The 16,533-nt window shown below is 68.5% G+C and carries 15 protein-coding genes; 6 read left to right on the forward strand and 9 right to left on the reverse strand.

Annotated elements, in window-relative coordinates:
* Positions 1–88: 88 nt before the first annotated feature.
* Positions 89–853: an isocitrate lyase/PEP mutase family protein gene (locus G4H71_RS11100; protein ID WP_376697596.1), complete on the forward strand. Its 765-nt coding sequence runs from the start codon at positions 89–91 to the stop codon at positions 851–853.
* Positions 854–863: 10 nt separating this feature from the next.
* On the opposite strand, the gene G4H71_RS11105 is transcribed toward G4H71_RS11100, so the two are convergent.
* The gene (locus G4H71_RS11105) at positions 864–1,298 is read right to left on the reverse strand and encodes a hypothetical protein (RefSeq protein ID WP_072738580.1); all 435 of its coding nucleotides are present in this window, start codon (positions 1,296–1,298) and stop codon (positions 864–866) included.
* A 135-nt stretch (positions 1,299–1,433) separates the two neighbouring features.
* Between G4H71_RS11105 and G4H71_RS11110 the strand changes: the two genes are divergently transcribed.
* The 3 genes from G4H71_RS11110 to G4H71_RS11120 all read left to right on the forward strand — a co-directional run bounded on the left by G4H71_RS11110 (position 1,434) and on the right by G4H71_RS11120 (position 4,682).
* A complete protein-coding gene (locus tag G4H71_RS11110) occupies positions 1,434–2,639 on the forward strand; it encodes a PucR family transcriptional regulator (RefSeq protein WP_246442253.1) in 1,206 nt (401 codons plus the stop codon).
* A gap of 157 nt (positions 2,640–2,796) precedes the next feature.
* Entirely contained in the window at positions 2,797–3,855 is a 1,059-nt protein-coding gene (locus tag G4H71_RS11115) for a Dyp-type peroxidase (RefSeq protein ID WP_072738579.1), read from the forward strand.
* Complete coding sequence (locus tag G4H71_RS11120) at positions 3,852–4,682, forward strand: family 1 encapsulin nanocompartment shell protein (RefSeq protein ID WP_072738578.1); 831 nt, start codon at positions 3,852–3,854, stop codon at positions 4,680–4,682. The genes G4H71_RS11115 and G4H71_RS11120 overlap by 4 nt, the downstream gene beginning before the upstream one ends.
* A gap of 116 nt (positions 4,683–4,798) precedes the next feature.
* Here G4H71_RS11120 and G4H71_RS11125 read toward each other — a convergent pair whose 3' ends face one another.
* Positions 4,799–5,695, reverse strand: a complete 897-nt coding sequence (locus G4H71_RS11125) for a LysR family transcriptional regulator (protein ID WP_072738577.1) — start codon at positions 5,693–5,695, stop codon at positions 4,799–4,801.
* A gap of 214 nt (positions 5,696–5,909) precedes the next feature.
* On the opposite strand from G4H71_RS11125, the gene G4H71_RS11130 reads away from it, so the two are divergent.
* The gene (locus G4H71_RS11130; RefSeq protein WP_083343148.1) at positions 5,910–7,451 is read left to right on the forward strand and encodes an AMP-binding protein; all 1,542 of its coding nucleotides are present in this window, start codon (positions 5,910–5,912) and stop codon (positions 7,449–7,451) included.
* Here G4H71_RS11130 and G4H71_RS11135 read toward each other — a convergent pair.
* On the reverse strand, positions 7,426–7,989 hold the full coding sequence (locus tag G4H71_RS11135) for a TetR/AcrR family transcriptional regulator (protein WP_371842559.1): 564 nt from the start codon (positions 7,987–7,989) through the stop codon (positions 7,426–7,428). The genes G4H71_RS11130 and G4H71_RS11135 overlap by 26 nt on opposite strands.
* 53 nt (positions 7,990–8,042) lie before the next feature.
* Between G4H71_RS11135 and G4H71_RS11140 the strand changes: the two genes are divergently transcribed.
* Positions 8,043–9,032, forward strand: coding sequence for a DUF2867 domain-containing protein (locus G4H71_RS11140; protein WP_072738625.1), 990 nt, complete (start codon positions 8,043–8,045; stop codon positions 9,030–9,032).
* On the opposite strand, the gene G4H71_RS11145 is transcribed toward G4H71_RS11140, so the two are convergent.
* The 6 genes from G4H71_RS11145 to G4H71_RS11170 all read right to left on the reverse strand — a co-directional run bounded on the left by G4H71_RS11145 (position 8,985) and on the right by G4H71_RS11170 (position 15,981).
* On the reverse strand, positions 8,985–9,809 hold the full coding sequence (locus G4H71_RS11145) for a GAF domain-containing protein (protein ID WP_072738575.1): 825 nt from the start codon (positions 9,807–9,809) through the stop codon (positions 8,985–8,987). The two genes, G4H71_RS11140 and G4H71_RS11145, sit on opposite strands and share 48 nt — an antisense overlap.
* Positions 9,810–9,880: 71 nt before the next feature.
* Entirely contained in the window at positions 9,881–11,365 is a 1,485-nt protein-coding gene (locus tag G4H71_RS11150) for an FAD-dependent monooxygenase (protein ID WP_072738574.1), read from the reverse strand.
* Positions 11,362–12,600 (reverse strand): cytochrome P450, encoded by a 1,239-nt coding sequence (locus tag G4H71_RS11155; RefSeq protein ID WP_072738573.1) that lies wholly within the window; start codon positions 12,598–12,600, stop codon positions 11,362–11,364. The genes G4H71_RS11150 and G4H71_RS11155 overlap by 4 nt, the downstream gene beginning before the upstream one ends.
* Positions 12,597–14,213 (reverse strand): MFS transporter, encoded by a 1,617-nt coding sequence (locus G4H71_RS11160; RefSeq protein ID WP_072738572.1) that lies wholly within the window; start codon positions 14,211–14,213, stop codon positions 12,597–12,599. The genes G4H71_RS11155 and G4H71_RS11160 overlap by 4 nt, the downstream gene beginning before the upstream one ends.
* A complete protein-coding gene (locus G4H71_RS11165; protein WP_072738571.1) occupies positions 14,210–14,938 on the reverse strand; it encodes an HAD family hydrolase in 729 nt (242 codons plus the stop codon). Before G4H71_RS11165 ends, G4H71_RS11160 begins: the two co-directional genes overlap by 4 nt.
* Positions 14,935–15,981 (reverse strand): AfsA-related hotdog domain-containing protein, encoded by a 1,047-nt coding sequence (locus tag G4H71_RS11170; RefSeq protein WP_072738570.1) that lies wholly within the window; start codon positions 15,979–15,981, stop codon positions 14,935–14,937. Before G4H71_RS11170 ends, G4H71_RS11165 begins: the two co-directional genes overlap by 4 nt.
* Positions 15,982–16,533: the final 552 nt, after the last annotated feature.

Consider the following 16,533-nt stretch of genomic DNA (forward strand, 5'->3'; position numbering starts at 1 on the left):
ACCCCGGCGGACGAATCACGGGCCTCTCGCCCACGTTGCGGTGAGTACCGTGGAGTTCGCCCGCGCGTTCACCTCGCCGAAGGAGTTGCTGGTGTCCATTTCTCTCGCCACCCATGCCGATACGCTGCTGGAACTGCATCAACCGGGCAATCCGGTCGTTCTCCCCACCGTCTGGGATGCATGGTCGGCGAAGCTGGCGGTCGACGCGGGTTTCGCTGCGCTCACCGTCGGGAGCCACCCCGTCGCCGATTCGATCGGGAAGCAGGACGGTGAGGGCATGGAGTTCTCCGACCTCCTCACTCGCGTCCGCCAGATCACCGATGCCGTCGACGTGCCGGTGTCGGTGGACATCGAGTCCGGTTACGGGCTCCCCGCCGAGGACCTCGTCGCGGGACTGCTCGATTCACGGGCCGTGGGCCTGAACATCGAGGACACGGTGCACCGCGAAGGAGGCCGGTTCAGGAGTGCCGAGGAGCATGCCGAACTGGTGGCCCGGCTCCGTGCCGCCGCGGACCGGCAGGGCGTGCACGTGGTCGTCAACGCTCGCACCGATCTGTTCAAGAACCAGGTGGGTGACGAGTCCGACCGGGTCGAACGTGCCGTTGCCCGAATGACTCTCGCTGCCGAGGCCGGTGCCGACTGCCTGTATCCGGTGGGGTTCCATCCCCTGGACGTCCTGGCGCGTCTGGCGGACGAACTCCCGCTACCGGTCAATGCGCTGGGGCGGCCCGGTGAGGACGACCTGTCGGAGATCGCCGCCGCCGGTGCCGGTCGTGTCAGTTTCGGACCCCTGTGGCAGATGGAACTCGGCAAGGTGTCGAACGAGTTGCTCGCGCGGTGGCGCCGGTCCTGAGCGACCGGGCTCAGCGATCAGTTGTGGCAACGTCTTTCGAGTTGCCACGCCACCACCAGGCGTCGGTGGCGGCGACGCGGATCCGGTGCGCGACTCGGCAGCCCCAGGCATGGTGGCGGCCGCGAGTGCATCGGGACAACCACCCGGCCATCGCGCGGTCGTGACCGGGCGTCGGGGAGACGACGCTCGTGAGTGCACGATCCCACGAGGCACTCCCCAGATCGGGGAACGCCTCGATCACGGCCTGTGCGACCGTCGTGTCCGCCACGATCACGTCGCCGAGCACGCCGTCCGTGCCCACCAACGCCAGGCGAACTCCGCTCACCCCCACGGGCTCGACGACCACCTCGGCCGAACCGCCGTGTGCGGAGAGGAATCGCTCGACAGCCACGGACACTGCCCGGGGGATCGGCACCCGCGCGTCCGTCACGTCAGGGTTGGTCATGACGCTCACGCTACCGACACGGACGGTCGCCGCCGATAATTCCGGCCTGCCCCGGGGCCGTCCCGTGTCGCTACAGTGGTTTCGAGGCGATGGCCGCTCGCCATACGCCTGCGATTCGCAGACGCTGGAGGGTGAGTGACCGACACGGAGATGGCCGACCTGGTGCGGTGGGCCGAGGCCAAGTTGCCCGTTCTGGTCGACACCGCATATGCCGCGATCGTCGACCGCATCCCGATGTACCACACGGAAGAGTTGGTCCCGAGCCGTGATCTGCGACGCTCCATCGCCGAGAACCTGAGCTTTCTCGTCGGCGCGATCGCCCGGGGAGGAGCGTCGACGGAACTCGGAGCCCCGCAGGAAACCGGTCGTCGTCGTGCACGGCAGGGTGCGCCGCTACCCGAGGTGCTCCGCGCGTACCGCATCAGCTTCTGGACGCTGTGGGACGCGCTGGTCGAGCGGGGTCGGAGTGCTCGCCAGCCCGCCGGGGCGGAAGCTCTGCTGGCCGCCGCCACCACGATCTGGCATCTGACCGACGAGCATGCCGTGGCGCTGACCGAGTCCTACCGGGCCGCAACCGCCGAGATGCTTCTCGCCCAGCAACAGCGCCGTTCGGCATTGGTCGAGGCACTGCTGACCGGGCATCCGAGTCCGGACGCCGGACCGTCGGAGGCGGCTGCGCTGCTGGGCTTTCCGCCCGACGCGCAATTCGTCGTCGTCGCGGCAGACACCCGTGGTCTGGCCGAGGAGAGCCTGCCCGGAATCGAGCGCCGCCTCGCCGACCAGGGGATCGTGTCGGGCTGGCGACTGACCCCGGCGCTCCAGCTCGGTGTGATTTCGTTGCGAGCGGACCAGTACGCGACCGCGCTCGGCATCCTCCGCGACGCGGCGAGCGCCCGAACCGGTGTGAGTCCCGAATTCCCGGCGCTCGCGGACACACCCCGCGCCCTCGAGCTGGCGCGATCCGCGCTGGCCACATCGAAGCAGGGTGAAGCCGGGGTCGCCGTGTTCAGCTCGAGCCCGCTCGAGGCGCTCATGGCCCGGACGCCGGGTGAGGGCCGGCGGCTCGCGGAACAGGTACTCGGACCCGTGCTGCGGTTGCCTGCGGAAGATCGCGCCGTGTTGCTCGACACCCTCACCGCCTACCTCGAACACGGTGGGTCCGCCGAGTCGGCGGCGAAGGTACTGCATTGCCACGCGAACACGGTGCGGTATCGGCTCCGCCGCCTCAACGAGCTCACCGGCCGGTCTCTGGTCGATCCACAGGACATCGCGGAACTGGCGACGGCGGCATACGCGCTGCGCCTGGACCCGCACGCCGGTACGTCGCCGCGGCGGCGGTAGCGAGCTCGACCACGCCCCGGTCTGGTAGCCGGAACAACTCGAATTGTCGCCCGCAACAGCCTCGAGCGTCCGGCTGCGCATCGGAAGCCACCTTGGCTACGCTGGTCGAGTCCGGTAGGTGTCCGCTTCGAGGTGCGCAGGGAACGGAGGGTGATCGGTGACCCGCCCGACCAGAAGTCAGACCGTCCTGGCCCCGCCTGCGAAGGCTGCCATTTTCCTGGTGGTGACGGTTCGTCCCAGCGCCGAGAACGACATTCGCGAACTGCTGGGCGACGTGAGCGGATTGGTCCGTGCTGTCGGGTTCCGGGTTCCCGACGCCGATCTGAACTGTGTGGTCGGGATCGGTGCACAGCTGTGGGAGCGGTTGTACGGAAGCCCGCGGCCCGCGGGTCTGCACCCGTTCCGAGCTCTCGAAGGCGAACGCCACACGGCGGTGTCGACGCCGGGTGACGTCCTCTTCCACCTGCGCGGCACACAGCTGGACGTGTGCTTCGAACTTGCGTACCAGATCTCCCGTCGGCTGTCCGGATGGGCCGACATCGTCGACGAGGTCCACGGCTTCAAGTTCTTCGACGAACGAGACCTGCTCGGCTTCGTCGACGGCACGGAGAACCCGGAGGGAATCGCCGCCGTCGATGCGGTGACCATCGGTGACGAGGACGCGGAGTTCGCCGGCGGCAGCTACGTCCTCGTCCAGAAGTACCTCCACGACCTCGACGCCTGGAACACGCTGTCGGTCGAGGAACAGGAACGGGCGATCGGGCGCGAGAAGCTCACCGACATCGAGATTCCCGACGAGCTCAAGGCGCCCAATTCGCATGTTTCCGTGAACACCATCACCGACCCGGACGGAACCCAGCTGCAGATCGTCCGCGACAACATGCCGTTCGGCTCGGTGAGCGCGGGCGAATTCGGCACCTATTACATCGGATACGCCGCCACACCCGACGTCATCGAACGCATGCTGCAGCGCATGTTCATCGGTGAGCCGCCGGGAAACTACGACCGCATCCTCGACTTCTCGACGGCAGTCACCGGTTCCCTGTTCTACGTACCCACCGCGGGTTTCCTGGACGACCAGCCGCCCCACAGCTCCGGGGACCAGCCCGACAGCGGCGAGCCACCCGAGCCCGACCGCTCCCCGAACACTTCGTCGGACAACCCGTCCGACGGATCACTGGCCATCGGCAGTCTGAGAAGGACCGGCACATCATGAACAATCTCCATCGCGAACTCGCGCCGATCTCGGACCCCGCCTGGGCTCAGATCGAGGACGAGGCCCGTCGTACCTTCACCAGGAACCTGGCCGGACGCCGCGTCGTGGACGTCGTCGGCCCGGCAGGGCCGACATTGTCCGCCGTGGGAACCGGTCATGTGCGGGTACTCGATGCCCCGATCGGCGACGTCGTCGTCCGTCAGCGCGAGGTGCTCCCCCTCATCGAACTGCGTGCGCCCTTCACGGTCACCCGAGACGCGGTCGAGGATGTCGAACGTGGTGCGCAGGACTCCGATTGGCAGCCGGTCAAGGACGCGGCGAAGCAGATCGCGTTCGCCGAGGACCACTCGATCTTCCACGGTTCGTCGGCGGCGGGGATCGGCGGCATCGCGCCCGGCAGTTCCAATACGCCGGTGTCGCTGCCGTCCGATGTACGCGATCTTCCCGACGCGGTGGCCCGGGCGGCGAGCGCGCTCCGGCTTGCCGGAGTCGACGGACCCTACGACCTGCTGTTGTCGGCAGACCTGTACACCGCGGTGGCGGAGACCACCGACCACGGCTATCCGATCCGCGACCACCTTGCCCGGATGTTGCACGACGGACACGCCATCTGGGCGCCGGCGCTGGACGGCGCGCTGCTGATCTCCACCCGTGGCGGCGACTACCAGTTGCAACTGGGCCAGGACCTCTCGATCGGGTACCTCTCCCACGACGCCGACAGCATTCAGCTGTACCTGCAGGAGTCGCTGGCGTTCCTCGCCTTCACCGCCGAGGCGAGTGTTCCGCTGATCGGTCAGGACGTCGAGAACGAAGGGAGTGCGGCATGAGTGACAAGACGCCGCGTGAAGAGCAGATCAGGAAGGAAGAGGAGCGCCGCGAGGAAGAGCGCAAGCGTCTCGAGGAGGAAGAAGAGCGTCGCCTGCGTTGAGAGTTCCTCGCGCGCTCAGCCGTCGTGGTGTGCCGCCGAGCCGTCGAGCAGAGTCTGCCGTAACGGAGACCGGGTGTATCGGAGCCACATGGCCTGTATCGGAGCCAGCGGGCGATCGTCGAGGCCGAGCACGCGTACCTGCCCGTGGTGGTAGATCCCCGGTTCCGCGGTGACGAAGGCGAAGGACGGGGTGTCGATCACCGCGGTCGTCGGCGCTGCACCCTGGATGTGCGTGACGGTGGTCGTGGGCTCGAATCCTGCGCGTCTGCACACCGACAGCAGGAAGTCGGCGTAGAAGGAGTCTCCGGGCGGTCCCCAGAGGATCAGCTGCTCGCCCGCCAGGTCGGTCAGTGCCGCCGAGGGCCGGGTCGCCAGACGATGAGTGGCCGACACTGCCAGGTGCAGGGGCGTGTATCCGACCACGGTGGCGGCGAGGCCCTCGGGTGTGGCGGCACCGCGGCGCAACCCGACGTCGACGGCACCTGTGCGTAGCGCCTCCGTGATCTCGTCCGGAAAGCTCTGCCGCACGGTGATCGACGCTGCCGGATGGGCGCTGCGCACCGGAGCGGTGAGGTCGTACACCTCGTCGGCGGAGATCGCGGGCGTGTGCGCGATCGTCAGGTGCTCACCGCCACCGCGCGCCGCCGCGCGGGTCGCGCGGAGCAGGGCCGCGGACGCATCCAGTACCGGCACCGCACCCCGTCGCAACTCCTCTCCCGCGGCGGTGAGTTCGATCCGTCGACCGGACCGCCTCAGCAGCTCGACGCCGAGGTCCCGTTCGAGGGACTTGATCGTGCTGCTGACGGCCTGCTGCGTCAGATGAAGCTCGGCCGCGGCGCGAGTGATGTTCAAATGTTGTGCGACGGCGATGAACTGACGTAGTCGGTGGGGGTCCGGGAGATCGTCGGGCACCGGTAGAGGGTAGCCCGGTCTCCCGGCGTGCCGCCGCAACCTGGCCGACGCGGTGGCTCGACACGGGAACAGTGGCTCGACATAGGAACTGCCTATCGGTCGGTTCGTCGGGTGCTCTTTGACCGGAACGGCACCGACGGCATTGGATGAGCAGCGTGGTGTCCCGGGGTGGCTGCACCGGCCGACGGGCGGAACGACCGAGGAGGTTCGACCCATGACCGTCGACGCAGATGCTGCCGGACCGCGCGTCACCCACCAGGGACGTACGTCGCTGCAGGCGCGGCTGCGAGAGCTGGCGGAGATCGCCCCGGACCGACCGGCGATCACCGACCGTTCCGGCACGATCACCCGGGAGGAGCTGGACCGTCGGACCACGCGATTGGCGAGGAGGTTCGCCGCGCTCGGAGTGACCGCCGGTTCGATGGTGTCGATTGCCCTGCCGAACTGCATCCGCCATCTGGAGTCGTCCATCGCGGCGTGGAAGCTGGGCGCCGTCCCGCAGCCGCTGTCGCATCGACTGCCCGGCACCGAGTTCGAACGGCTGCTCGCGGTGGCTGATCCGGCGCTGGTGGTGGGGCTGGACCCAGGGCAGGGCCGGCCGTGGTTGCGTGGGGACGAGGACGTGTCGACCGAGTCCGATACGCACCTGCCGGATATCGTCGCTCCCGCGTGGAAGGCGCCGACGTCCGGAGGGAGCACCGGTAGCCCGAAGCTCATCGTCGCCGGACAGGAGGCCACGGCCGAGGCGGTTCTCGCTCGTGCCGGGGCACTCCGGATCGCACCGGACGGGGTCATGCTCACCACGGCGCCGATGTATCACAATGCGCCCAACATGTTTTCGCTGATGGCCTTGGCGCAGGGAAATCACGTGGTGGTGATGGATCGCTTCGATCCCGAGCACACTCTCGATCTCATCGGCGAGTACGGCGTCACCTGGCTCTACGTGGTCCCGACGATGATGGGCCGCATGCTGCGCCTTTCGGACGAGATCCGCAGTGCGGCAGACATGTCCAGCCTGCGTACCGTGCTCCACGTCGGTGCTCCCTGCCCGCCGAAGGTCAAGCGCGGATGGCTGGAGTGGACCGGACCGGAGACGGTGGTCGAGTTGTACTCGGGGACGGAAGCGCAGGCCAGTTGCATGATCGACGGCGTCGAGTGGCTGTCCCACCCCGGATCGGTGGGTCGGGTCACGTCGGGTGTGATGACGATTCGGGACGACGGGTTCCGTGAGGTTCCCGCCGGAACCGTCGGCGAGGTGTGGATGCGACGAGCGGACGGCGCGCCGGAAACCTATCGCTACGTGGGTGCGCAGGCCCGGTGTCGGGGCGGATGGGAATCCTTGGGAGACCTGGGGCATGTCGATCGAGACGGCTATCTGTACCTCACCGACCGGACCAGCGACATGATTCTCGTGGGCGGGGCGAATGTCTATCCCGCCGAGGTCGAGGCGGCGCTCGCGGAACACCCGGCGGTACTCACCTGTGCGGTGATCGGGCTTCCCGACGACGACCTCGGCAACACCGTGCACGCCATCGTGCAGGTCGCCGAGCCGGTCACCGAGGTGGACCTGCGCGAACACCTGCGGGGCCGCCTCGTGTCGTACAAGGTTCCGCGCACGGTCGAGTTCAGCGACACCCCGTTGCGGGACGACGCCGGCAAGATGAGACGCGGAGCGCTGCGTGCGGCCCGGATCGCCGCGCGGGACCTGAGCGGCGCGGCGGCGTCTTCCGTCACGGCAGCGAAGTCAGCACCCTGAGCATCGTGTCGAGGTAGGCGGGCGAGAGATCCGCCTCGCCGGGCGTCGCGTGGGCGAGCTGGGCGGCCCCGAGGTAGCCGGTGTAGGCGAGCTGGGCGCGCCGTGCGGCCTCGCCCGGTGGAAACCCGAGTTCGGTGAACTGTTCGGACAGGTAGTCGAGACGCCTCCGGGTCACTCGTGCCAGCACGGGTGCGACCAGCGGGTGCCGTGCCGTGGCCTGCAGCGCCAGCTCTGCGCGGGCTCCCTGGTCATCGCGGCTCGTGATCGCGCCGACGATCAGGGCACGCAGCCGGGGTACGCCGGCGGGCTCGGCGTGGATCTCGGCGATGACGTCCTCGGTGTCCTGACGCTCCCACAGCTCCAACGCGGCCGTGATCAGCGCCTCTCGGCCCGAGAAGTGCCAGTAGAAACTACCTTTCGTCGCGCCGAGGCGGGCCGCGATCGGTTCGACGGCGACGGCCGCGAGACCGCCGTCGGCGAGAGCTCCGAGGGCGGCCTCGGTCCAGTCCGATGCGGAGAGACGCTTTCGCGGGGGCACTCCCATACGGTACCGTATGTTAAACCGTACGGTACCGTATGGAAGGAGTCGGAATGCGCATCCGCAACATCCACGAGCGAGTGGTCGACGCCGACGCGGAGGACATCGCGCCGCTGCTGGCCACGATCGGCCAGCCCGACGACGTTCTCTATCCGCCACTGTGGGAACCCATGTGGTTCGACGGGCCGGTGGCTGTCGGTGCGAGCGGCACCCACGGCACGATCACCGCCTACGAACCGGGCCGCCTGATCGAGATCGCGTTCCCGGACGGAATCGGGGTCACCGGGACACACACGTTCACCGTGACCACCCTCGGCCCGCGGCGCTCGCTGGTCCGCCACGACGTCGATGCCGATGCCACCCTGGTGGGCTGGCTCGGCTGGCAGGCACTGATCCGCCCGGCCCACGACGCCGTCCTCGAACAGGTTCTGGATCGACTACAGGCCGGCGTGGGTTGCCCGCCGTCCCGTCCACACGACCCGCCGCCCTACGCCCGGCTGCTGCGCTGGTTCGAGCGGCCCCGCGCCCGTGCGGTCCCGGTGACGCAGACGGACCTGCTCGCCGGTGCACTCGGCCGGGTCGATCACAGTGACGCCTACGCGACCCCGCGCCGGCGCGAGACCCCCGACGACCCTCGGCCCTGGGCGGAGGCGATCTTCGGTGACCTGCCGGCGTGGGTCGCCGCGCTCATGGCCGTGCGCGAACGCCTCGTCGGACTCGTGGGTATCGACCGGGGCAGTGCGGATACATTCGCCGTTCTCGCAGAGGGAGACGACGAGGTGCTTCTCGGCGCCGACGCGGGCCACCTGGACTTCCGGGCCTCGGTGCGTCGCGAGCCCGGACGGATCGTGCTGACCACCCTCGTGCGGACGCACAATCGCCGGGGTCGCGCGTACTTCGCGGCGATCCGGCCCCTGCACGCGCTGGTCGTGCGCGCGATGCTCCGGCGCGCGGCCGCACGGTTGGCGCGATCAGCCCCACCGCGACGACCCGGCTCAGCCCCACCGCGACGACCCGTCGACACACTCGAAGACGGCGAGTAGCGAACCGATCGACTCCAGGTCCAGCAGACGGGTGGCAGGCGGCGCCGCCGAGCGTCCGGAGCGCACCGCGGGGTCGCACCCGGGTACCCGGTCCGTCAGCCAGGCCTGCGCGCGCCGAGTGGCCCCGTCGACCACCGCCATCGCGGTGCCGTGGTGATCGCAGGAGAACTCCAGGGCCGAACGAGGGAGCAACTCGGCGTGGCCGGCAGGGAGCGCCTCCGGTAGCTCGACCGACACTCCGACGAGCCGGGGCCCGTCGAAGGTGGCGACGGAACGGAGCGCATAGCGGTGTACGACCCCGTCGACGCGGACCCATTCTCCGGCGAACCGGTCACCGAGTTCGGCACGGCGAACGTCGGTGAGAGTGCACAGGACGTCACCGATCCGGGCGCATCCGGAGAGCCAGTCCGTCATGGTGCGTCCCTCCGGATCGTCGACGAGAATCGGAGACACCCGATCGGCGAGGTCCCACGCCCAGGAATGCACGCGGGGCGCGGGCGGGGGCAGCACGGTGGAGTCACCGATCCACATCAGAATCGCGTGAACCTGCCTGGCGGGCCCCAGGACCGGGTGCGCGAGCGCCAGCCGCGGACCTTCCAGCAACACCTGGGACTGCTTGAGGTTGTTCATCACGGTCTCGACCAGTTGCTGCACCACCGAGTACACGGATCCGCGAAACACGTTCGACACCGGCCGCCACTGTTTCGTCCGTGATCCGACCATGAGAACGGTGGGCGCGTCACCGGACGTCTCGATGAGAAACCACCCTTCGTGCACGCGACTGCTCCTCCCCGGATCCGGCTGCCCGTGGCAAGGATACCGGCGGCGGACCGTTCGTTCGCGTGCGGTCAGAGCTGGATCCGGAGCGCGAAGTATCTCTCCAGCACCTTCAGCATCTGGGTGAGCTCGTCGGCTCCACCGGACCACGCGACGTACCCGTCGGGCCGAACGGCCAGGACCGGCGGATAGTCGGTCGGCAGGCCCTGCGCGACGACCACGTCGGTGAAGGGAACGGTGCCGAGATCGGCGACGGCGGAGGCTGTCTCCGGATCGGCGACGAGTACGAGAATGCGGCCCCTGCCGACCAGTTCCGCCACCGATGTCTGTTCGGATCCCACCACGAGGGCATGGTCGGGGAGGAATGTCCCGTCCAGTTCGTTCTCGGCATCGGGCATCTCGTAGTGCAGGGAACTGCCGTTGACCTTGTCGGCCAGCCAGTCGTGGACTTCCCGGTGACACAGCATTTCCGACACCATCCGCCGGAGCGGGCCACCTGCGGGTGACGGGTTCATGATGGTCGACTGCACCCGGGTGTTGTCGATGATCCACTTCCCCACGGGCTGCCGCTCGTGCGAGTAGGTGTCGAGGAGGCTCTCGTCGGCGGCTCCGGTGGCGACGGCGGCGAGCTTCCAGCCGAGGTTCACGGCGTCGGAGATGCCGGTGTTGAGGCCCTGCCCGCCGAGCGGGTAGTGGATGTGCGCCGAGTCTCCGGCGAGGAGTAGCCGTCCGTCGCGGTAGTGGTGCACGATTCGGCTGAAATCGCTGAATCTGTTCAGGTAGTACGGAGATTCGAGCTCCACGTGGCTGCCCACCACCCGGTCGATCGCCGCGCCGTACTCCTCCACCGTCACCGGTGCGTGCCGGTCGGGAGCCGGTCCGTCGAACTCGAAGACGATGATGCGGCTGAACCCGAATCTGTTGAGGTTCAACAGGGTCCACCCTCTGTCGGTGTGGCTCCAGCCGACCCTCATCTGCTCGGGGTGGGGCAGGCGGGCGAGGCCGAGGATCGCGCGCATCGTCGGCGGATACTCGGTGGCTCCGAACTGCCCGTCCCGGCGGACGACACTGCGCCCGCCGTCCGCGCCGACGACGTACTTCGCCTCGAAGGTCCGGGGCCGGCCCGCCTCGTCGACCGTCTCCACCGCGACGTGGTCGTCGTGTGGGACGACCGACGTCACGGTGGTTCCCCGAACGACCTGTGCCCCGGCCGCTTCGGCCCGCGTCCCGATCGCGCGTTCGAGATCGGCCTGGGCGATCCCCAGCATCACCGGGCCGTCGATGGTGGGAGCCCGGAGCGTCAGCCACGGGTACCCGGCGAACTGGAAGGGCTCCGACGAGATCATCGTGTGGTCGTTGGTACGTCGAGGGAACGAGACGATCCCCCGGCGAGCCAGCGTGGCGATGGCCCGGGCGTGGTAGGTGCCGGCCTTCGGATGTTCGCTGACGGCGCCCCGGCTCTCGAGGACGACGGCCGAGACGTCGTGCAGCGCCAACTCGTTGGCCACCAGCATCCCGACCGGGCCGCCGCCCACCACGATCACGTCGTGACTCACGCCTCACCTCCGTTTCCGAGCGTCACGGGTAGGGCTGCCGGCCGCCGCAGGCCGGTACCGAAGTCCCACGGTACGTTGGCCGGAGCGCCCCGCAGTGCCAGATGCGGGTAGCGCGCCACGACCGCGCCGATCACCGTGGTCAACTCGATCTGCGCCAGCGCGGACCCCATGCACCGGTGCATTCCGTAGCCGTACTGCAGGTGCCGTCCGCGCGGCCGGTCCAGGCGGATCTCCAGCGGCTCCGGGAACACGGACGGATCCCGGTTGGCCGCGTTGATGTGGGGGTAGACGATCTCGCCCGTGGGCAGGACGCCGCTGCTCGTGGTGAGCGGACGGGTGAGCTCGCGGGGAAAGCTGCCCGGGGTCCCCAGCGGCATGAGACGGAGAATCTCCTCCACCAGATCGGGGATCAGGCCGGGGTCCGCGACGACGGCCTCGTAGAGGCGCCGATCGGCGAGCGCCGCGTACAGCGTCTTGCTCAGCATGGTGGCGACGTTGTTGTCCCCGCCGAGCACGATCCCCATCACCGTCCCGTCGATGAGTGTCGAGTCGACGGCCTCGAAACCGGGCTCGGTGGCCCGCCGCTTGTACACCGCCAGCAGCCCGGAGTCGTCGTGATCGGTGTCCTCGGCCACGAGGCGCTGGACCCACCCGTAGAGCTCCTGCCAGGCCTCCACGATGAGGTCGACCTCGTCGCGCCTGGCCAGCTGGATTCGGCGGCCGAGCTCGTTCATCGTGCGCGCATGGTCGGTCGAGATGCCCAGCAGACGGCAGACCACCTGCGCCGGGACCAGCCGGAAGACGTCGCGGACGAGGTCCGGGTCGTCCGACCGTTCCAGGTCGTCGAGGGCCTGTCCGGTGAGTTCGAGGATCGTCGGTTCCAGGTCCCGCATCGCCCGTGCGCTGAACTCGTGGGAGACGAACTCGCGGACGACTCCGTGAACCGGAGCATCCAGATTGATGAGTACTTCCGGCGCCCAGTTGGTGGGCATGAACGACGGTCCCCCGTCGACGTTGCAGCTCTCCCTGCTGGCCGTGCGATCGAGCAGCAGGCTCTTCGCGTCCTCGTAGGAGGTCAGGCAGACGGCGGTGTGCCCGCTGGGGAGTTCGACGCGCAGGTGCCCGTCCGTGCTCGGCACCTCGCGCACGTAGGGGGCCGGAGTGTCCAGGTGCGGGATGTCCGTCACCCGGGGGTGCGGTCCTGCTGTGGTCGTGGGTGTGAGTGTGCGTGTCATCGTCGTATCTCCTCGGTGCTCGCAGCGGGAAGGGGTGCAATGGGTTCGACGGGATCGAGGTTCGGCTCGGCGGGGACGTCGGCCGATCCCTGCGGTGCCGACGGTGCGGTGGCGGCCGGGCGGCGGAGTAGCACCGTGATCGCCACCGCGAGCACGAGGCTGATGACTGCCAGGGCCCACAGCAGCGGGATCAGGCCGTCGGAGAAGCTGTTTCGTAGCAGTTCGGCGTTCAGGGACGGGTCCACGCTTCCGATCTCGCCCGTGACGACCTGGTCGACGACGGTGTCCCTGGCCGCGGGATCCAGAGAATCCGGAAGCTGACTGCGGACCTGAGCGCCGACGCCGGTCGTCAACGCGCTGGCGAAGGCCGCGACCACGAGGGCTTCGCTGCCGAGTCGGACGGTGGAGACCAGGCCCGAGACCATGCCGGACCTCTCCGGCGGAACCGACCCGATCGCCTGGCCGTCGACGAGTCCGACACCGAGTCCGAACCCGGTTCCCAGCAACAGGAACGGCACGACAAGCGCGAGAATGTCGCGGTCGGTTCCTGCCGTGGTGAGCAGTGCCGCGCCCGCCACGAAGAACAGGGCGCTGCCACCGAGGATGATCCACACCGGGACACCCCGTGTGTGCAGCGCTCCCGCGACGAGTGGAGCGAGGATGACCGGGACCGTCATCAGCAGCATGACCAGTCCCGTTTCGCCCGCACTCAATTGCCATACGGTGTTGAGGAATGTCGGGTAGTACGTCAGCAGGGTGACGAACCCGACTGCACCGGCGACCGGGACGAGCAGCAGCCCGACGAGTCGGGGCGAACGCAGCAGTCCGATGTCGAGCAGTGGATGGTCACCGGTCCACTGGATCCGGATGAACACGGCGAACAACGCGATCCCGGCGGCGAGTGTGCCGAGGGTGGCGGCAGAACCCCAGCCCCAGGAATCCGCCTGCACGACAGCAGCGATCACGAGGGTCAGCGACACGGCGAAGGCGATCGCACCCCGGTAGTCCAGCTTCCCGGCGTCGTGCGCCGGGGTGTCGTGCACCCCGGAGAGGACGACCAGAAGTCCGGACGCCGCGATGGCAGCGGCGTTGAACCAGAAGATGCCGGGCCAGCCGACCAGTGAGATGGCGGTCGACGAGATGGTGGGTCCGAGCCCCAGGCCCACGCCTGCGGCGGTACCGAACAGCGCGAACGCGCGGGCCGCGGCGGCGCCGTCGAAGGTGATCGCCAGCAGCGCGCCGGAGCAGGCGAAGATGATCGCGGCCCCGATACCGGCCAGCGCGCGACCGATGTCCAGGATCAGCAGGGTGGGTGCGAGGGCACTGAGCACGGCGGAGCCGAAGAACAGGAGGGCGCCGACGATCAGGCCGCGCCGCCGACCCAGATGGTCGGCGACGGATCCTGCCACCAGGCTGAACACCGCGAAAGTGAGGTTGAATCCGTTGACGACCCACTGCAACATCGCCGGTGAGGAACTGAGATCGGCGGCGATGTGGGGCAGGGCGACACCGGTGCCCGAGACTCCGGTGGGGACCACGACGACGGCGAGGAGGATGCCGGCGAGCAGCACCTTCGGCCGTGCCGTGGTCCGGGATACGTCGGTGACCGTCATCGCTGCGTCACCTCGACCTGGAGTGCACCCGGAGCCTGCGCCGGGACCGACAGCAGTTCCCGGAGGTCGGCCACCGCCTGATCGGTGTCGCCGAAGCGGACCGCCCCCCAGCCGGCGGATCGTGCGGCCTCGCAGTTGACGCCCAGATCGTCGACGAGAATCGATGTTCCCGGTGCGGCACCGATCCGCTCCTCGGCGATGCGGAAGATCTCCGGATCGGGCTTGCGGACCCCGACCGCGTAGGAATCGACGATGACGTCGACGTGGTCGTCCAGATCGACCATCCGCCGCCAGTACGGTTCCCACTCACGGACGTTGTTGGTCAGGATCCCGACGCGGTAGCCCTTCCCGGACAGATCGATCACCAGGTCGCGGACGGCGGTGTTCACCTGGTGGCCGGCGAACCACTGTGCGCCGAAGTCCGGTTCGGAACGGGACACGTCGACGCCGCGCGGGACGAGCCAGCGGTGCATCCGTTCGACCCATTCGACCTCGGAGATCAGACCGAGTTCGACCGGGGCGAGGACGTCGACGCCGAGTCCGTTCGCGACACTGGCCATGGCCGCTTTCAGTTGTGCCGGAGAGATTCCGGTCTTGCGCTCGTAGTCGAGGAAGAGATCCTCGATCGGTGGGGACAGGACCCCGCCGAAGTCCACGAAGACCGTGCCGTACCGGCCTCGGCCGGTGTGGTGCGGGAACGTGCGGGCAGTGAGTATCCGGCTCATCGGACCACCTCGTGTGCCGGAGTCGCGTGTGCCGGAAGTGCGCGTCCCGATCGGGCGAACGTCACCTGGCATTCGGCGATGGGTACTCGCTCCTGCGCGATGACCACTGTGAACAGCACCGTCCCCGAGGTGCTTTCGCTCGGCAGTGACACCGTTGCCGTCGTCGGCAGATCCAGCTCACCGAATCGGGTGAAGTTCGCGGCGAGCTCGGTGACCTCGAGTCGGCGGGCGCTGAGCCCGAAGAACTCGTCGGCCGCCACCAGCCCGGACTGCCGGACCGCTTCGAAGATCACCGCCCCGGGGATGTGGTCGAGGGGATGGTCGAACAGGCTCGGGTGGCCTTCGTCGACCACGACGTCCAGTTCGACATGGCCCTCGTGGGTGTGGCGGGGTGCACCGACGACGACGTTGCGGGTCAGGGTGCGGCCCACGGACGCGGCAGGTAGGACGATGGCGGGCGAGTGCGGCTCGCGCCCTGGCTGCGGTGCGATGCCCGGTCGGTACGGTTCGAGCCCCAGCTTCGACCGCCCGGAATCCCGGATGCGCTTCCACACCGGTCGGGGCATCCACTGGATGACCATCGACATGGACACGGCCAGGTCTCCGTCCAGCGAGATCGCCATCTCGAGTGTGATCCCCACGGTGCTGCCGTCCCGCTTCTTCTCGTCGACGATGCGGGCGGCCAGCTCTCCGTTCCCCGGGCCGACCCGCAGGGAGGCCGCGCCGGTCGAGACGACCTCGAGATCGCCCGAGTTGAAGATGAACGACTGGTCGTATCCCGCGTCGACATGGCGGTGCGCGATCAGGATGGACGCCTGGCGGAAGCACTCCAGGAACAGGAGCGTGTCGTACCGACCCGCCGCGACGCCCAGATGGTCGCTGTAGTAGCTGTGTGATTTCGGAAGGTGTACGCCGATACGAAAATTCGGGTACCGGTCGCAGATGATGTCGGTGAGGTAGACCTCGGACAATGCCTCGCGGTGGACGTGTTCACGCGGGACGAGTGTCGAATGGGAAACCTGTGGTGCGATCGTGGATGTCACGGCGAGCCCCTCGGAGTCGGTTTTCGGTCGGCAGCGTCCACGGCGGTTCCGCGCAGGCAGCGACCGGCGGGGCCGGCAGCGCAGGCGGAGTGGAGGCTGTGCAAGCGAAGGCGAAACGAGTCCGGCGCGTCTCGGGCTTGTAAGCAAGGGGCTCGCAAGCGACTGTCACTCGGACAAGATCGACTGTACTCGAGCGGCGCGGCGCTGTCGCGGCAAAGAATCACCGTGCGTGAAAGCGTCCCGTTCGCCCGATTCGCGAGGCCTGACTCGAATGAGTAAAGATCAAGACCCGCAACGTGATACGGGTCACTCTCTTGTTCGGCGTCCTTGGATCCGTGGGCGATTCGGGATTTCCTTCGACGCGATCGGCAACCGCCCCGATCCGGATGCCTCGCGCTCGCCCAGGGGTCTCGACCGGAAGTACCGAGCCAGGCTCCGGGCAGAACGTGAGGAAGTGTGGACGTACTGGTTCCGGATCCACGCACGGGCGACTGCCCCGAAATGACTGCACGGGAAATGTGTGGATCATGGGCCCCGACATCTCGCGGAGAG

It is taken from the genome of Rhodococcus triatomae, from assembly GCF_014217785.1.
Classification (GTDB): domain Bacteria; phylum Actinomycetota; class Actinomycetes; order Mycobacteriales; family Mycobacteriaceae; genus Rhodococcus_F; species Rhodococcus_F triatomae.